This is a genomic window from Paenibacillus sp. VTT E-133291 (genome assembly GCF_002264395.1).
In the GTDB taxonomy this organism is placed as follows: domain Bacteria; phylum Bacillota; class Bacilli; order Paenibacillales; family Paenibacillaceae; genus Paenibacillus_AQ; species Paenibacillus_AQ nitricinens.
The window spans coordinates 26,063-43,579 of the sequence record NZ_NFVA01000002.1; the positions used below are offsets into that span (position 1 = coordinate 26,063).

General features: G+C 41.3%; 16 protein-coding genes. 11 read left to right on the top strand and 5 right to left on the bottom strand.

Annotated elements, in window-relative coordinates; translation table 11 throughout:
- Positions 1-165 precede the first annotated feature (165 nt).
- The gene (locus tag CA598_RS01310; protein WP_094875057.1) at positions 166-621 is read left to right on the top strand and encodes a hypothetical protein; all 456 of its coding nucleotides are present in this window, start codon (positions 166-168) and stop codon (positions 619-621) included.
- Between the two features lie 389 nt (positions 622-1,010).
- Here CA598_RS01310 and CA598_RS01315 read toward each other — a convergent pair whose 3' ends face one another.
- Positions 1,011-1,409 (bottom strand): cytidine deaminase, encoded by a 399-nt coding sequence (locus CA598_RS01315; protein WP_094875058.1) that lies wholly within the window; start codon positions 1,407-1,409, stop codon positions 1,011-1,013.
- Positions 1,410-1,676: 267 nt separating this feature from the next.
- On the opposite strand from CA598_RS01315, the gene CA598_RS01320 reads away from it, so the two are divergent.
- Together CA598_RS01320 and CA598_RS01325 are read left to right on the top strand one after the other, a co-directional pair.
- Positions 1,677-2,636 carry a methylenetetrahydrofolate reductase gene (locus CA598_RS01320; RefSeq protein ID WP_256989762.1) on the top strand — a complete coding sequence of 320 codons (960 nt, stop codon included), beginning with the start codon at positions 1,677-1,679 and terminating at the stop codon, positions 2,634-2,636.
- Between the two features lie 281 nt (positions 2,637-2,917).
- Positions 2,918-4,906 (top strand): elongation factor G, encoded by a 1,989-nt coding sequence (locus CA598_RS01325; RefSeq protein ID WP_094875059.1) that lies wholly within the window; start codon positions 2,918-2,920, stop codon positions 4,904-4,906.
- Between the two features lie 11 nt (positions 4,907-4,917).
- On the opposite strand, the gene CA598_RS01330 is transcribed toward CA598_RS01325, so the two are convergent.
- On the bottom strand, positions 4,918-5,256 hold the full coding sequence (locus CA598_RS01330) for a winged helix-turn-helix transcriptional regulator (protein WP_094875060.1): 339 nt from the start codon (positions 5,254-5,256) through the stop codon (positions 4,918-4,920).
- Positions 5,257-5,408: 152 nt separating this feature from the next.
- Here CA598_RS01330 and CA598_RS01335 point away from each other — a divergent pair, with 152 nt between their 5' ends.
- The gene (locus tag CA598_RS01335) at positions 5,409-6,320 is read left to right on the top strand and encodes a DsbA family oxidoreductase (protein WP_094875061.1); all 912 of its coding nucleotides are present in this window, start codon (positions 5,409-5,411) and stop codon (positions 6,318-6,320) included.
- A gap of 213 nt (positions 6,321-6,533) precedes the next feature.
- On the opposite strand, the gene CA598_RS01340 is transcribed toward CA598_RS01335, so the two are convergent.
- A complete protein-coding gene (locus tag CA598_RS01340) occupies positions 6,534-7,424 on the bottom strand; it encodes an AraC family transcriptional regulator (RefSeq protein WP_094869396.1) in 891 nt (296 codons plus the stop codon).
- A 141-nt stretch (positions 7,425-7,565) separates the two neighbouring features.
- On the opposite strand from CA598_RS01340, the gene CA598_RS01345 reads away from it, so the two are divergent.
- The 5 genes from CA598_RS01345 to CA598_RS01365 all read left to right on the top strand — a co-directional run bounded on the left by CA598_RS01345 (position 7,566) and on the right by CA598_RS01365 (position 11,213).
- Positions 7,566-8,186 carry a sugar O-acetyltransferase gene (locus CA598_RS01345; protein WP_094875062.1) on the top strand — a complete coding sequence of 207 codons (621 nt, stop codon included), beginning with the start codon at positions 7,566-7,568 and terminating at the stop codon, positions 8,184-8,186.
- Positions 8,183-9,535, top strand: coding sequence for an MATE family efflux transporter (locus CA598_RS01350; protein WP_094875063.1), 1,353 nt, complete (start codon positions 8,183-8,185; stop codon positions 9,533-9,535). Before CA598_RS01345 ends, CA598_RS01350 begins: the two co-directional genes overlap by 4 nt.
- A 28-nt stretch (positions 9,536-9,563) precedes the next feature.
- Positions 9,564-9,947: a VOC family protein gene (locus tag CA598_RS01355; protein ID WP_094875155.1), complete on the top strand. Its 384-nt coding sequence runs from the start codon at positions 9,564-9,566 to the stop codon at positions 9,945-9,947.
- Positions 9,948-9,959: 12 nt separating this feature from the next.
- The gene (locus CA598_RS01360; protein ID WP_256990304.1) at positions 9,960-10,607 is read left to right on the top strand and encodes a sugar O-acetyltransferase; all 648 of its coding nucleotides are present in this window, start codon (positions 9,960-9,962) and stop codon (positions 10,605-10,607) included.
- A gap of 123 nt (positions 10,608-10,730) precedes the next feature.
- Positions 10,731-11,213, top strand: a complete 483-nt coding sequence (locus CA598_RS01365; RefSeq protein ID WP_094869392.1) for a DinB family protein — start codon at positions 10,731-10,733, stop codon at positions 11,211-11,213.
- Between the two features lie 168 nt (positions 11,214-11,381).
- Here the strand turns inward: CA598_RS01365 and CA598_RS01370 are convergent, their stop codons facing one another.
- A complete protein-coding gene (locus CA598_RS01370) occupies positions 11,382-12,995 on the bottom strand; it encodes a response regulator (protein ID WP_094875065.1) in 1,614 nt (537 codons plus the stop codon).
- A 30-nt stretch (positions 12,996-13,025) separates the two neighbouring features.
- Positions 13,026-14,864 (bottom strand): sensor histidine kinase, encoded by a 1,839-nt coding sequence (locus CA598_RS01375; protein WP_094875066.1) that lies wholly within the window; start codon positions 14,862-14,864, stop codon positions 13,026-13,028.
- Positions 14,865-15,162: 298 nt separating this feature from the next.
- Between CA598_RS01375 and CA598_RS01380 the strand changes: the two genes are divergently transcribed.
- Complete coding sequence (locus tag CA598_RS01380) at positions 15,163-16,506, top strand: ABC transporter substrate-binding protein (RefSeq protein WP_094875067.1); 1,344 nt, start codon at positions 15,163-15,165, stop codon at positions 16,504-16,506.
- A gap of 71 nt (positions 16,507-16,577) precedes the next feature.
- Entirely contained in the window at positions 16,578-17,516 is a 939-nt protein-coding gene (locus tag CA598_RS01385) for a carbohydrate ABC transporter permease (RefSeq protein ID WP_094869388.1), read from the top strand.
- Position 17,517 lies beyond the last annotated feature (1 nt).

The following is a 17,517-nucleotide window of genomic DNA, read 5'->3' on the forward strand; positions in this document are numbered from 1 at the left end:
AAATTCCCGATGATTACATTATAAGGATATTTAGTGTTTTAATTTAAATTAATCTACATAATTTCAGGGGTGGAATATAGGTGCTTGAAGTAAGAAGAAAATCTCGATGAAGGGTGATGATACCATTAGAGCATTAAGTGAACGAATGGAAAAGGGGGACGAAAGATGAAGTCATTCAAGACAGGACTACAAGCCATTCTTTATGTACTACTGGTGGTTGGACTGCATCTGATCTTAATCTATTTTTTAAAGATAAGAATAGAGGGATGGGGAACGGAGTTATTAAATATCTCATTTAAGGTATACTTCATACCTCTTTTATTATGTTTAATTAATTCTTTTTTATTTATAAGGACTCAGAGGATAAAGTACAATACCATTTGGTTTTTGGTAACTATGTTATCCAGCCTCTTACTTCTTTTATTATTCAATGCAATGCAAGATGACAGTGATAGTGAAGATGGAGTTGTCGTTTCTATTGAATGGTTTCCAAAATATCAAGTGGAAATGCTCTTTCTGCTTCCTTGGAGTATTTCTATTATACAATGTATCTTAACTCTATATTATCTAATCAAAATAAGAAAAAATCTAATCGTTAGAAATAAAAAAGGGGGAATGTAATAGGAAAAGAATATTTTCATTAAGTATAATTATTACAGTTTTTGTTTCTTTATTTAGTCCAACTGGAAAGCTCCAAAACTATACATATGCTAATTCAGTTCATGAATCTGTATACAGCAATAATTCAGTTCCTCCAAGAATGTAGAGATAAATATTAATGGTGAAGTGAATGACTTCCTATTCATTTTAATGCATTAAACTAATCAGCTTTAACTACATTTAAACGAATGTATATTATACATAAATGATGTATGAACCACAAAAGTGCCTTTTCTCGCCTAAAATGAAATATTTGTGGTGTTCGACTAAGCTTTTAAACACAAAAACACGCGTACTTGTCTAACACAGGTACGCGTGTTTTTGATATTCCACTATGATAGGTATTATTTTTACATATCTAAATTTTTGAATGCGTAAGGCAATAAATCCCTTAAACTCAGCTCTAAGATTTCTTTTTTCTCATTGGTTAAATAGACAGGCATGTCGGGCAAACAGAATTCCGATAATACTTGTCTGCAGATACTGCATGGCGGCAGAAAATCCATTGTGTCACCTGCTACAGCTATAGCCTGAAAATCACCTTTAGTATAGCCCTTTGTAATAGCTGTGAAGATTGCTGTTCTCTCTGCACAATTAGTAGCACCAAAAGATACATTTTCTACGTTGACTCCATTAATAATATTTCCATCTTTAAGTAATAAGGCTGCTCCAACTGGAAATTTAGAATAAGGGGCATAAGCAGCTTTCTTTGTGTTACGTGCGCTTTCCATTAATTCTTCTTTATTCATAATACTCACCCTTTTTAAATAAGAATGAACCTTTCGGTCCCCTTATCGCCAACTTTAAGGTTGGCAGGACTTCTAATATTATAGTCAGACCCAATGGTTGTCAACATTAAAATCTAGAAGTTCCGCCTCCATGATGTACTACTCGATAAGTACCAATAGGGAATCATAGCTTTAAAATATAACTAGATATAGTAAATATAAGTTATACATATTAAGCCTGCCATGGTAGCCTTAACTTAAAAGAGACGTGTAGAGGAGTTTTTTAATTTGGGAGCGGCAGGGAGTACATTTAAACAAAAAATATTGAGCAAGAAACCTGGTATTTTAACATATGGGATGACACCACCGAAGGCAAGCCATTCACCAGAAAAGATATCAGAAATTGCACAGAAACAGGTTGAAAGACTTCAAAACGTTGATTTAGATGCTTTAATTCTTTACGACGTCCAGGAGGAAGCAGAAAGAGTTGATCATGAAAGACCTTACCCATATTTACCAACGATTGATCCGGCTATCTATGGTGATAAATATCTAAGACAAGTAGAGGTCCCAAAAATAATTTATCGGTGCGTCGGTAATGATACAAGAGCTTCGTTCGCGGATTGGATTAAGACTGACGAAAGTGAAGACAGATTTTCCGTGTATGTGGGCGCTTCATCAAGTAAGCAAGAGGTGAAATTGAATTTACCAGATGCTTATAAGCTAAGCAAACAGTTAAATAGTAATTTGAATTTTGGAGGAGTTGTCATTCCTGAAAGACATATAAAAAAGAATGATGAGCATATACGGGTTGTCGAAAAGATTAACAATGGATGCAACTTTTTTATCACTCAGGCAACTTATAATGTAGAGGCATCAAAGAATTTATTGTCTGATTTATATTATTACTATACAAATAAGGGTTTTGAAATGGTTCCTATTTTATTTAATCTTGCACCATGTGGCACAGCGAAAACATTACAATTTATGAAATGGTTGGGGATCAGTATCCCGGGATGGTTAGAAAACGAGTTGAAATACTCGAACGACATTTTGGATAAATCCATTCAGCTATCTCAAAAAATATTTGAAGAACTATTTGAGTTCGGGCTGGAGAAGGGAATTCCAATTGGATGCAGCATTGAAAGTGTTTCAACAACTAAGTTGGAAATTGAAGCATCCATTCAGCTTGCTAAAGATGTAAAGGCATTTCTAGATAAAAAGCTGTTGAGTCCAGAGAGTAGATGATTTATTGTTTTAAGGAAATTAGAAATATTAACGTTATCGCATTGAATAAACTACTAATGAGGAGCTTACGAAGGGTTTTTAACTATTCATTGAGCCGGTAATCCTTTCTGTTAAGGGTTACCGGTTTTTTATAAGTTAATAGGGACATAATCATCATCTCAATAGCTAGTCTAGTGCCTTTCTTGCATTATTGTACTGTCGGTGGTGAGAGATTCTGTACAAGCTACTAGATTTCGGCTACGATTCTTATATAACAGACTGACTGAATGGATGGTAGAAATATGTATTATAAACTGTCAGAAGCATCACCAATCACCATCGGACTGCTAGCACATGTTGATGCCGGCAAAACCACCTTCGCAGAGCAGCTCCTATACCATGCTTCCGGAATTAAGACTCGGGGGAGAGTCGATCATCAGGATGCCTTTTTGGATAGTCATGAGATGGAGCGGGCACGGGGCATAACGATTTTTGCTGACCAGGCGGTGATGAAATATAACGAACAATCGTATCAGCTCATTGACACACCGGGGCATGTCGATTTTTCAGCTGAGATGGAGCGCGCTTTACAGGTCATGGATTATGCGGTAGTCATCTTAAGTGCTGTGGAGGGTATTGAAGGGCATACCGAAACGGTCTGGCAATTGCTACAGGAATATGGCATACCCACTTTTATATTTATTAACAAAATAGATCGTACCGGTGCTGACGTCCAGCGTGTACTAAAAGCGTTAAGGCAGCAATTTTCGCCGGATATGTTGTATTTGGCAAAAGGTCTAGAACAGAGCATGCTGCCTGAAGAGGTCATTACCGCCGTTGCTGAGCGAGATGAAGCCTTGATGGAGGCATATCTCGAAGACAACATTTATCCTGAGCAGGTATTGGCTACGCTGAAACAAATGGTTAAAGAACGGGTGGTTTTTCCCGTTATGAGTGGAGCAGCTCTATTGGATCAGGGGATTGCGGAATGGATGCAGACGATGCAACTACTAATGGAATCGACTTATGAAGTTAACGCAGTGTTCGGGGCACGAGTATATAAGGTGCGTCATGAGCTGCAAGGCACGCGACTGACTTTTATGAAGATATTAGCTGGAAAGTTACGGGTACGGGAGGATCTCTGCTATAGAACTTCAGAACATGAGGAGTTAAGCCAGAAAATCACTTCTATTCGTATCTATCATGGGGGGAAATATACTTCATGCGATGAAGCCTCCGCGGGACAGCTTGTTGCCGTTACGGGCCTAACTGATGCAGCCATTGGACTGGGTATAGGTAATCATTCAGATCAAGTAGAATCCCGTCTTGTGTCAGCGTTGAAATCCAAAGTTGTATTCAATTTGGGGATATCATCCAGAGAAGTGCTGCGCTATTTCATGATCCTGCAAGCCGAAGACCCTACGCTGCAAGTGACATGGGAGGACAAGCTGGAGGAGATTCATGTTCATGTGATGGGAATGATCCAGCTAGAGGTACTTCAGCAGGTGGTGTTAGACCGTTTCCAGTTCAAGGTATCGTTCTCCAAGCCAGAGATATTATACAAAGAGACGATCGCAGACATTGTGATTGGTTGTGGGCATTTCGAACCTCTTAAGCATTATGCAGAGGTGCATCTCCGGCTTGCGCCTGCGAAACGTGGTGAGGGAATTACCTATCGCAGTACATGCCATGTTGAGCAGCTCAGCACAGGGTATCAGCATCTCGTCGGTCAGCATTTACTTGAAAAGGACCATCGTGGAGTTCTTACCGGCTCTCCCGTCACCGATCTGCATGTAACGCTTTTAACCGGGGCAGCGCATCAGAAGCATACGCATGGCGGTGACTTTCGGGAGGCGACACTGCGGGCACTGCGGCAGGGATTGGAGCATGCGAACAAGATTCTACTGGAACCTTATTATCAATTCAAAATCAAAGTCGATGCGGAGCTTATCGGACGCGTAATGTCTGATATACAGCTGGCTCATGGTGAATTTGACCCGCCAGAAATGCTAGGTGAATCGATGTTTATTCAGGGACGTGCGCCTGTCGCGACGTTCATGCATTATGCAGTAGAGCTTGCTTCATTCACGAAGGGCAAGGGAGCAATCTCGATGAAGTTAGGCGGTTATCAGCCATGTCATAACCCAGAACAGGTCATCGCAAGAATTGGATACGACCGCAGCGCTGATCCTGAGTACACCTCCAGCTCTATGTTCTGTGCAAAGGGAGCGGGATATAGCGTTCCTTGGGATGAAGCGCCTTCGTATATGCATTTGGAGATTCAGGAATAGGAATGCGCAGTCTAGGAATTATCCTTCATCCCAATATTTCTTTGTCCCCATTCAACAACGGATTCAATTAAAGGCACTAATTCTCTTCCAGATGAAGTCAGAGAATACTCAACTCTTGGTGGCACTTCGTTATACTGCTCCCGATGAATGATTCTATATTCTATAAGATCCCTCAGTGCGTTGGTTAAGGTAGTCCCTGTTATTCCATGCAGTCTTCTTTTTAACTCGTTATAGCGTATGTTGTCGTTCTCACTAAGAATGGCTAGTATCGGGAGGTTCCACTTTCCGCTGATTACATGGAATGCGAAGGTTGCAGGACATAATTGATCAATTCTAAATTCGTATTTCATACATAACTCCTCTCCAATAGTATTATTTAAGATACTTAGTATTAAAAATGAACGTACTTGTTTGAATTTGTATTGGTATTATAATACTCCCATACAAAGAACTTCTACAAGAGGGCACTTTCTTTGATTCTCCAGCGAAAGGTGATTGATATATGAATAATTCAAATATGATGTGTGACCTTAAAACCGGTGTCTGTGGGCCAGGGGATGAAGAGCAAATGGAAATGATCGACTTTAATCTACAGTCCCCCAAAATCACACTTTACTATGCAACAGATCCGATCTGTTCCCACTGTTGGGCGCTTGAGCCGGTACTCAATCGTTTTATTCTGCAGTATGGTCAATATTTTAACGTGAAGACGATTATGGGTGGTTTGCTTTCTAGCTGGCATGGTTTTACAGATGTCTCCAATGGCATTCAACAGCCTTCAGATGTTGCGGAGCATTGGAGAGAAGTCGGTTTACATTCACGTATGCCTATCGATGGTTCTTTGTGGAAAAACAATCCGATTCTTTCTTCGTATCCGCCATCTAGAGTATACAAGGTTATACAAAATATATATCCGGGTAAAGAAAATGAGTTTTTGCGTCAGGCAAGAGAAGCTGTATTCGCCTTTAATCAGAATATTGGAGAGGAGAAAACATTAGTTGATATAGTCAACAACATTGGGCTAAATGGCGAAGAAATAGTGGCGGATGCTGCTCTTGGATCGGCACAAGATTTGTTAGAGCAGGATTTTGAGTTAGCAGGCAGACTTGGTGTACGTGGATTTCCAACCATTATCATGGTGAATGAAGAAAATAAAGGTGTTAAAATTGTGGGGGCACGATCATTAGAAGCCTATGTCGAAGGACTTCAACAAGTTTACAATGGAGATGTAAAAGCTGAAAATGTTCCATCTCTCTCTGAACTTATCAAAGAAGGAAACATTTTGTTCTATAAGGAAATTGAAGTGTTGTATGATATTGAATCTGGTGATATGGAGTCATTTATAGCCACGGATATGATAGAGGGGTCATACTGTATTAAGCATATTTTAGGTGAATCATACGTTGTATCTTGATTATAATGAAAGAAGCCAGTAAGCCAAAGGTTACTTTGGAATTACTGGCTTCTTTGGCATTCGAGAGGGTGGATTTGAGATTGCGAGTGCCAAACCGAAAAATAAGCTATTACAACATAAAAAATAGAATTTGATAAACCAAATAGGAGGATAAAATAATGGAAAATGATAAATAAAATAACGGAATTATATTGGGAAGCACCCGTCAACAAGCTAATGGGAAGGTATTCGAGATTTCTTCCGGTAATTCTGAGGCGTCAATCCAGTCTCATTACGAAAAACTGATGAAAAATAGCTCGCACTTTGAAATCCGCAGTTCATTGCAATTTCACTAATCGATCGATTAGTTCCCATCAGCATCTCGGAGCTCTTTTGAATACGATATCGCATCAGATAAGTATTAGGCGTTTGGCCAATGTACGTGCCAAACAACTCGCAACATTTGCTCCTGCAAACAGACCCAGCGGTAGCGATGTCATTCAGGGTCACTTTAAGGTCAAAATGATGATGAATAAATCCCGTCATTTTCCAAACGGCAATCCATGACTGGTCATCATTTATCTGCCCAGGAACCCTCTGTATATGATCTCCGACGTCTGCACAAAGTGAAGTAGCCAGTGAAAGAAGACGTAGTGGCTTGCAAGGAGTGCTGTTCATTTCTTCATAAATCCGATGTAAGGAATGCAGGATTTCCTTTCCCCACGTGCTTTGTGGAGTAATCATAATATAGTCTTCAGTATTAGAACCGAATTTCTCATCCCAATATACTTTGCCTACATGTGTGCTTATTCCGAGTAGTGAAGGATGGACAGCAACGACTATGAATGTACAATCCAATTTTTTAGTGGAAAAACCGTAATGCATACGCTTGCTATTAACGAATATTCCGTTACCACGTTCAATCAGCACAATTTCTCCGTTTACAAAATACTCCATCTTCCCATCTAGCACTAAAATAAATTCCAGGTCCGGATGCCAATGGCATGCTGCTGCATATTTATCGAAATGATTCAGTGCTCCTTTTCGTACGTATAGCGGAAAATCAGGAAGATTATAATTTAGTTCTTCCGATAAATCGGAGAATACTTCCAGTTCTACACTCACAATCACATCTCCCTCAAACAAAATACGATTTTAATAGAATTATATTTGATTTCGGTGGATAGGACTATATAGAAAATATACAATTTTGATATTGCTCGACAATAACACAAAATCCAATAGATTTTATAAGGAGCCAGAAACATGACAATGAGAGAACGTATTGCCTCCGGGAAACTATTTACTGATTACTGTGAAGGACTGCCTGAAGACAGATTACAGGCAAAAAGAAAAATGCATGCCTTTAATTTAACAACGCCAGATGATCTAGATAAGCGTACACAACTCATGCAAGAGATATTTGGAAGAGAAACGAAGGCGTGGATCGAACCACCCTTTTATTTTTGCTATGGTACAAACATTGAGATTGGTGATGGAACGTACATTAATTTTAATTGTAACTTTGTGGACGACACTAAAATTATTATCGGAAAAAATGTTATGTTCGGTCCATCTGTAACCATTGCTACAGTGGGACATCCAATCCATCCAGACTACAGAGGATATATGTATGCTGATCCGGTGAAAATTGAGAATAATTGTTGGATCGGGGCGAATGTTACAATTTGTCCTGGGGTCACGATTGGAGAAAATACCGTTATTGGTGCCGGCAGTGTTGTGACAAAAGATATTCCGGCTAACTCCATTGCAGTGGGCAATCCATGCAGGGTGATGCGTACCATTAATGAACATGACCTAAAATACTATTACAAGGACAAAGAGATCACTAAAGAAGATCTGGATGAAGAAGCACGCTTGAGATGAGAGATAAGCAATTCAATCGCCAATTGCTAAATTTGGTCATTCCGATTGCTTTACAAAACCTCATTTCATCGTTAGCCGTGACAATAGATATATTCATGTTAGGTTTTGTAAACCAGTCTACAATGTCTGCCGTATCGCTGGCTGGGCAAATTACATTTGTTTTGACACTGTTTTATATGGGATTGGCTGCAGGAGTGGGGATTTTGACTGCTCAGTATTGGGGAAAGAAAGATTTGATGACCATTGAACGGGTTTTTAATATCGGATGTACGATGTCTATTATTATATCCGCTATCTTTTTTGGGATATCACTGTTGGTGCCGGATCAATTAATGAGTTTTTTCACAAATGACGACATGTTAATTCGATATGGATCGAGTTTCTTGCGAGTGATCTCGTTCTCCTATCTGATAAGCGGAATATCCCAAATGTACTTTAGTGTAATTAGAAGCATGGAAAATGCCCGTGTGAGTGCCTGGATCAGTTCTATGTGCCTTATATTGAACATTCTCTTGAATGTAATAAGTATTTTCATACTTTATCCGGGTAATTCAGAAAAGGCTATAGTGGCAGTTGCTTTCTCTACAGTTTTGGCACGTATCGTTGAATTTGGTTGCTGTATCATCCACTCGATCAAATCAAATATAAAGTTTAGGTTACCTTTTCGTGACATGGTTCAGCGTAATTTGATTAAGGATTTTTTGAGGTATACACTACCTGTCCAAGGAAATTATATGGTTTGGGGATGCGCATTAACTGTGACATCTGCAATTATTGGACATGTTAATGCAGATATGGTCGCTGCAAATTCAGTTGCCTCGGTCGTCAAGAATCTGGTTATTGTATTATGTGGAGGTATTGCAAGTGGTGGTTCCGTGCTTGTTGGTAAATATCTAGGCAATGGCGAAATTGAAATGGCTAAAAAAGCTGGGAAAATATTAAATGTATATGCTATCTTGTTTGGTATCGTTGCAGGTATCACTTTGCTAATACTGAAGCCTATAGTGTTTCTGCTTGTCAATTTGGATGATCAAGCACAAATTTATTTGAGTGGAATGCTTCTTGTCTGTGCTTATTGTTGTCTTCCGAAATCGATAAACTCCACGACAATTGGAGGAATATTTGTTGCTGGAGGGGATTCTAGATTTGGCTTTTGGTGTGACACGATTGTAATGTGGGGCATCATATTACCATTAGGATATATGAGTGCGTTTGTGTGGCATCTCTCCCCTATAACGATATTTATTATCCTCAATTTAGACGAGGTTATTAAAGCCCCGATTGCCTTAATGCGTTATTTTAAATTTAAATGGCTTAACGATATTACGAGGGATTATGTTCGAAACTAAAACATATAGTGACGGAAGGGAGATTTATATGAAAATTGAACATATTGCTATGTATGTACAAGATTTAGAGAGCTGTAGACAATTTTATAGTCAATTTTTTAATGCTGAGTCAAATAGACAATATCTTAATCCCAAAACGGGATTAAGAACCTATTTCCTCACGTTTGAGGGCGGCGCGAGATTGGAGATTATGAGCAGACCGGATATGGTAGAAGGAGTTCATGATCTCTTGCGGACGGGCTTAACTCATTTAGCTTTCAGCTTAGGCAGTAAGGAACAAGTAGATCTGCTAACCAAGCATTTGGCAGAAGCGGGCTTTAGAACGTTAAGTGGGCCGCGGACCACAGGTGACGGATATTATGAAAGCAGTATTTTAGGGCCGGAAAACATTCAAATTGAACTTACTGTCTAAAAACTAAAAGAGGTGAACCTTTTGACAGAAGAAGAGCGAATATTCAAAGGGATATTATACAATCCAGGTAACACAGAACTAAAGCGTATAAAGCTTCTCGCCCACAATTTGAGCAGCCAATATAGTCGAACATTTGAGGATGAGACAGAGGAGCGGGAAGCGATATTGTCACGGTTACTTGATAGCATAGGTGAGCATAGTTTTATCCAGGGTCCCATTTTTTTTCATTATGGTGTTCATACAAAAATTGGTGATCATTTTTTTGGAAACTATAACCTTACAGTCCAGGATGATGCACAGGTTACGATAGGTGATCATGTGAGTTTTGGACCTAATGTAACCATCGTTACACCTATTCACCCATTCGTTGCCTCCGAGCGCAGGCAAATGCTTGATCAAAATGGTGATGCTGCGTCTTTATGCTATGCTAAGCCAGTTAGCATTGGTAACGATGTTTGGCTCTCAGCAAATGTAACGGTATGTGGAGGTGTTACGATTGGTGATCGATGCGTAATCGGTGCAGGTAGTGTCGTGACCCAGGACATCCCAGAAAATTCTTTTGCTGCAGGTGTACCGTGTAAAGTAATCCGTAAAATAACCAATTTGGATAGCATGCGCCATAAACCGGAAATACTTTCAGATTGCGATATAATCGAGTAGAAATGTAACATCCTGAACCATAGACCAGATTTTTGATTATTTGTAACAAGACATGTGACAGGTTATAATTTAATTGGTATGACTAAGTAATCGTTGCTTAACGACTAATAAAGGAGTTTTAAAATGTACAGAACAGTTCAAGATTTTCTAGGAGATTGGGCAAGTGCTTCTGCAGGGACAATTCGTGTTCTTGAATCGCTTACCGATGATAAATTAGATCAGGTAATTGTGGAAGGTCACAGCTCATTGGGATGGTTAGGTTGGCATTTGGCAACCTGTCCGATGTTCTTTGGGGGTCAGGTAGGATTAACACTTACTCCAGTAGGTAATCCGAAGGAAGTTCCAGCTCAAGCGAGTGTGATTGTTGAGGCTTATAAGAACATTGCGGCTAATATTGCTTCTGAAGTAGAGAAATTAACGGACGAACAAATGGTTGAGAGTGTGCAGACCTTTGCTGGATTAACGCCTCGTGGTGCTATGCTTAGATCGCTGATTGATCATCAGACACATCATCGTGGTCAAATGACAGTTCTCTTACGTCAAGCAGGTCTTCCTGTACCAGGCGTAATTGGTCCTACTAGAGAAGAACAAGCTCAAATGAAATAATTACGGGTACTTGCCTCTGGTGATAGCTTACCGAATAGGGCTGGTATTACGAACAAAAAATCTCGTTCCCCAGACCTTTGTCTCGGAAACGAGATTTTTTGTTGCCGGATGGAGTCGTATCTATTATTGCGTAGGATTGCAGCTTCCTTTGCTGGGTTCGGTGATCACTTAGTGACCTGTTTCAATTTGTTGCATATATTCTCTGGGAGAACTCCCCGTCACTTTCTTGAAGACCTTACTGAAATAGAAGGCACTTTCATAACCAAGTTTTTGTGAAATTTCGTAAATACGCCCATCTCCTCGTGCCATCATTTCCTTGGCTGCAGTGATTTTGGTTTCCGTGATATATTCCACATAGTTGACCTTAGCGACTTTGGAGAACAGATGGCTCAAATAGTTGGGACTGAAATTAAAGACATCTGCCACTTGGTTCAGTGAAAGCTTAGTGCCGAGATTTCTTTTGATGTATTCCTGGACATTTTTGACGATTTGTTCTTTATAGCTTTGTCTTCGAGTAGAGAGAATTTCCGAGCAGCCGTCACGGAACTTAACCAACCAGCCGGCGATTTCTTCAATTGTATGCATCTGATAGATGGACCGGTAACCTTCCGGCTCATTTTCGAAGATATGCTCGACAATGTTTTCTCCATCCGCAAGAAGCGAAGTAGCCATATATAGAATATTGCAGGCAGCATCGGTAGCGGTTACCAATAAGTCAGGCCGGTCTTCGAAGATTTCGATCATTTTGGAGATGATGGTGTACAAAGCAAGGGTATCTAGTTCTTCAAAAGCACGGCGGATCTCCGAACGAGATTCGGAGAAATCAAAGAGTGAATGCTCCTGCTCAAGTGATTCACCTTCTGCAAAGAAAACAAAAGACCGTTTTTTCACGGCAATCGGCAATGCCTTTCGGGCTGCTAGATAGCTCTCCCGCAGCAAATAAGGGTCTTCGACTGCAAACCCTATGGCACCAATAATCGTTACATTGAAATAGTTATGTAGTACAGATGCCATGTCTTTAAGTTGCTTCTCAATGTCAGACATCCAGTTACGGGGATCTACTCCGGGGACAGGCAGAGCAACGGCAAAATTGCGCAAGTCCAGACTGGTTACATAGCAGGGCTTTATAGAAGCCAGTGTGTCCTTTGCCATTTGTACTGTACTTGAACATAAGGCGACCAGCTTATCCCCACGGGGTGGGACAGTGTCCGGTCCTAGAATCCGGCAAGTGCATACGAGGTAGGCGGGCTCGGACAAATCTAACGCCAAATCCTCAATCTGCAGAAGGTACTGGTTCTTATTCTCGAACAGGTTGTTGAATAGACGAATGAAGAATTTATCACGCTGCGCCTGAAGATTGCTGCGGTGAACAAGTTTAGGGTAGCTTTCCATCGTCTGGTAGCTTTCAAGAAAGGAGATCGCCTTTCGAATGGATTCGGCCAGTGCTTCCGGTGTGAGTTCCAGCTTTACCAGATAATCGGTGGCCTGTACCTCTATGGCTGCGCGCGCGTATGGAAATTCTTCATAACTGGTCAACATAATGAACAATGGAAGACGACCATATTTTTGGCGTACTGAAGCGGCAACCTCCAAACCGCTTTTTATTGGCATTTTAATATCGCTGATTACAATGTCCGGGCGGAGGGTGTCAATCATTTCTTCTTCTTGGGCACCATTGTGCGCGATGCCTACAATCTCTATATGATATTGCTCCCATTTCAGCATAGACTGCAAGCCGATACAGACTAGAGCTTCGTCGTCGGCGATTAATAATTTGATCAATATGACCACATCCTTGCTAGATTTGACAATCTACTCTTTTTGCATATAGGGTAGAAGGATTTTCATTCGGGTATATCGGCCCAACGCACTCTCAATCGAAAGACCGTAATTCTCCCCAAAGGCTAGCCGTAAACGCTCATTTACACTACGGAGTCCAACGTTCTCGAACACACCCTTAGCTTCATCCTCCGCATCACACAGAATGGTAGAGATTTGTTCTTCCTTCATGCCAATACCGTTGTCTTCAATTGTGACCAGGATATCGGCAAAACCGCTTTTCTTCACCGTGATCAGTATATCTCCTCTACCTTTGGGCTCGATGCCATGGAAGATAGCATTCTCAACCAGGGGCTGTAGCGTGAAACGGGGAATCAGGCCGGAGAGCAGTCCCTCATTCTCAATTTCCTTCACCATCGAGACCGTACTGCCATACCGGTATTTTTGAATCAGAAAATAGTCATCAAGCAGGCTTAGCTCATCTTTTAACGGCATTAGCCTCCGGTTGTCTTTGGCAATGCTGCGCAGCAATCTGGAGAGTGAGGTAGTCATTTCTGCAATGCCGGTTGCATTCTGAATCGTAGCCATCCATTTGATCGAATTCAGTGTATTGTATAAAAAGTGGGGATTAATCTGACTCTGTAACATCCGGTATTCCAACTCCTGTTTCTGCTTCTCGTCTGCAAGTTGACTATCCATGAGTGCAACAATGTCCTGAGACAGTCGGTTGATCCCCCGTCCGACATCACCGAGCTCACTATTCCATTCAATATTGCGGTCCAGTAGGAAATTGCCCTGGGCAATCTTATCAATTCGCTTCTTTAATTTCTCTACCGGGAGACTGATGGTACGGGTTAAGTACAAGGTAATAATGCCGCTTAAGACGATAACCAATAAACAAACGCCGAGCATGACTAGAATCCATATATTTGTTTTGGGTGCGAACAAGTCATTAGGTAATGTCTGAGACAGAATCACACCGCTGCGTACGGGATAAGAGACCAGGATTTGGCTTTCTTCCTCCTCCAGCTTAATCATGGACAGCTCGGTTTGTGGTCCAACAGGTTTCTCATTGGTATAGGATACCGGTTCATAAGGTTGTGTAATGGAAATTACTTTATCGCCAATGATCTGATAATGATGGTTGCCGAGCGTTAGCAGCATTCGGGAATTCTCTGGCAGGGAATAACCCTTCAGTTTGTCGGTAATTAAGGAAGTATTAGCGAGTAAATAAACCGTTCCAATCCGGGCAGCACCATCTCCGTAAATCGGTAGAATAAATGGGATTCCGTTCGTGGTGGAGAGCGGGTCCTTGATCACTTGTTCCCACTGCTCCACAGCATCTTTGTTAAGACCGGGAATTTGACCGATATTGTGAACAGTAAGTGGAATAGAAGTACTGACGGAATTATCCAACTGGAGGAACTTTCCGTTGTTACCCGTCACAATCAAGCGGCGGACATAGCTATTGGAGCGGTTGATCCGAAAATCCTCCTGCATGGCGTTAAAGACATTAACAGCATCCTTGGCACTTGCCTTTGGAGATACAAAATAATCAGTAAGTAATGTATTGGTGGACGAGTTGGTGCTGCTGGTCATCGCCAAAGAGGACAGATTAATCAAATCTTGTTCAATAATATGGGAAACCAGCTGAAGGTTGAACTCGGTCGCCTGAATGGTTGTTTTACGCTGATAATAGGTGATCAATTCATAGCTGAAAAAAGACAGCAGAGCGGCGATTAGTAGCGCGAATAGAGTCATGATGAGAATAATACGGCTTTTAATAGTGGATTTTCTTACCGTTGTGAACACTCCTCTACGAAATGCGGAAATATATAAAGCGGTTTCAAAAATATCCTTGAATAAATGCATGTGTAAAGTGAATCTTCTATTTATAATTTATAATATGCTTAACTAGTTTACCGATATCCATATTAACAACATAGCATATTCCTGCAATTCCATACAGTGGACGGCAGAGGAGCTGAGAAATTTACATGTTTTAAATAGGATTTTACAGGTTTGAAGCAAGGAGGAAAAGAAGAACAAAGAAAAGTGAATGAACTGAGTTTGAAAATACATGCCATTCTAGATGGGAAAGTCTTAAACTTTGAAATAGATCGGATGAGCCGATCAGTGTAAACAATCAGAAGGAAAAGGGGATTTTTATATGAAATTGAAAAGATTCTATGGCATGACTTTCGCCACAATACTCTCCCTAAGTGCGCTGGCCGGATGTTCCGGTAATAACAACAACGAAGGTAGTGCTGCAACAGCTGCTCCACAAAAGAGCAATTCTGCAAACGCTTCCGCTGAACCGAAACAGGATCCTGTGACCTTGAAATGGGCATTGTGGGATTGGGAAGCCACAGCATACTACCAGCCGTTGATCGAAGCCTATAAAGCTGAGCATCCGAATGTAACAATCGAATATGTCGATCTTGGTTCCACGGACTATATGACCATGCTAAGTACACAGTTGTCCGGCGGTGCCGATCTGGATGTTCTTACGATTAAGGATATTCCTGGATACTCAAACCTCGTGAAACAAAATCACTTGGAGCCGCTCAAGGGCTTTATGGGCGACAAAAGCATTGATCCATCCGTTTACGGCGGTACTGTAGAACAGATCGAAGTGAACGACGAAGTGTATGCGCTTCCTTTCCGTAGTGATTTCTGGGTCGTTTACTACAATAAGGATTTGTTCGACAAAGCAGGAGTGGAGTACCCGAGCAACGATATGACATTTGACCAATATGATGAACTAGCTAGAAAAATGACCTCCGGCAGTGGTGCTGAAAAAGTATATGGAGCCCACTACCATACTTGGCGGAGTGCAGTTCAATTGTTCGGTATTCTAGACGGCAAGAACAACGTTGTTGGTGGCAACTATGATTTCCTGAAGCCAACCTATGAACGGATCTTGAAAGAACAGGAAGATGGAATCGTTATGGATTACGCCACACTGAAGACTTCAAGTACGCATTATTCTGGTGTATTCTACAACAATTCCGTTGCCATGATGAATATGGGTAGCTGGTTTATAGCGACACAAATTGAAAAGGTGAAGAGCGGCGAGTCCCAATCAACCCACTGGGGAATTGTGAAATATCCTCACCCGGATGGTGTAGAAGCAGGCACAACCCTAGGTACAATTACTTCCCTGGCTGTAAATCAGAAATCTAAAAATAAAGAAGCTGCCCTTGATTTCATGAACTTTGTGACGGGTGAAGAAGGTGCCAAAGTTATTGCTTCCACCGGAACCATTCCAGCGATTAAGAACGATGAAGTTATCCAATCCATCACATCCATTGACGGTTTCCCTGCGGATGAGAACAGTAAGGCAGCACTGACTACGGTTCAGACGTATCTGGAAATGCCAATGCATGAAAAGAGTGCAGATATTGAAGTCATCCTGAACGAAGCCCACGATAACATTATGACCAAAAACGCTTCGATCGACGAAGGTTTGAAGGATATGAATACGCGCGTACAGCAGCTCTTGAACAATTAACCTGAAGAGAGTTGGTGAATTCTAAGGGCGGGTGTATGCCCGCCTTTTATAGAAGGTTTGGAGGAGAAAGCATGCAGAACGAAACCATATTGGGTACAAAAAAGATCCCTAAACGACATTTGTCTAAAGGTGTCCGGGAAAACCTGGTAGCTTACAGCTTCATTGCGCCAAACTTTATCGGATTTGCCGTGTTTACGCTGGTACCCATGTTCTTTGCCTTTATTCTTGCTTTTGTGAAATGGGACGGGGCCAATCCAATGAAGTATATCGGACTGGACAATTTCACCCGGCTTATCAAAGATACAACATTTCACAAAGCATTATGGAATACCATTGTTTACACTATTGGCGTAGTACCGTTCACTATGATTGTGGCGCTCGCGCTGGCCATTCTGCTTAATCAGAAGATAATGGCCCGCAATTTCATGAGAACCGTATTCTTTTTCCCATATGTAGCTTCATTGGTAGCTGTTGCTGCCGTATGGAACTTTATCTTTAGCCCTACGATGGGTCCGATCAACAATATTCTGCATACCCTTACCGGCATCCCACTGGAGGAGCTTCCCCGCTGGGCAGCGGATAAACACTGGGCGATGTTCACCGTAATACTGTTTACGGTATGGAAAAACATGGGGTATTACATGGTCATTTACTTGGCAGGTCTTCAGGGGATCAACCCTGAATTGTACGAGGCTGCTGAACTTGATGGAGCCAATGCATGGAGAAGATTCCGCAATGTGACGGTCCCTCAGCTGGCGCCTACCTCCTTCTTTGTGCTGATGATTCTAGTCATCAATTCATTCAAAGTCTACGATATCTTTATCAACCTATTTGCCGGCGCTGATAACCAGCTGAACGATTCTACAAGGGTTATGGTTTATCAAATCTACAATACGGCGTTCCGTTCGCTTGATTACGGATATGCCAGCGCCATGGCCATTGTATTGTTTCTGCTGGTACTTGGCATCACCATCGTCCAGTTCCGCGGCGAGAAGAAATACGGACAATAGG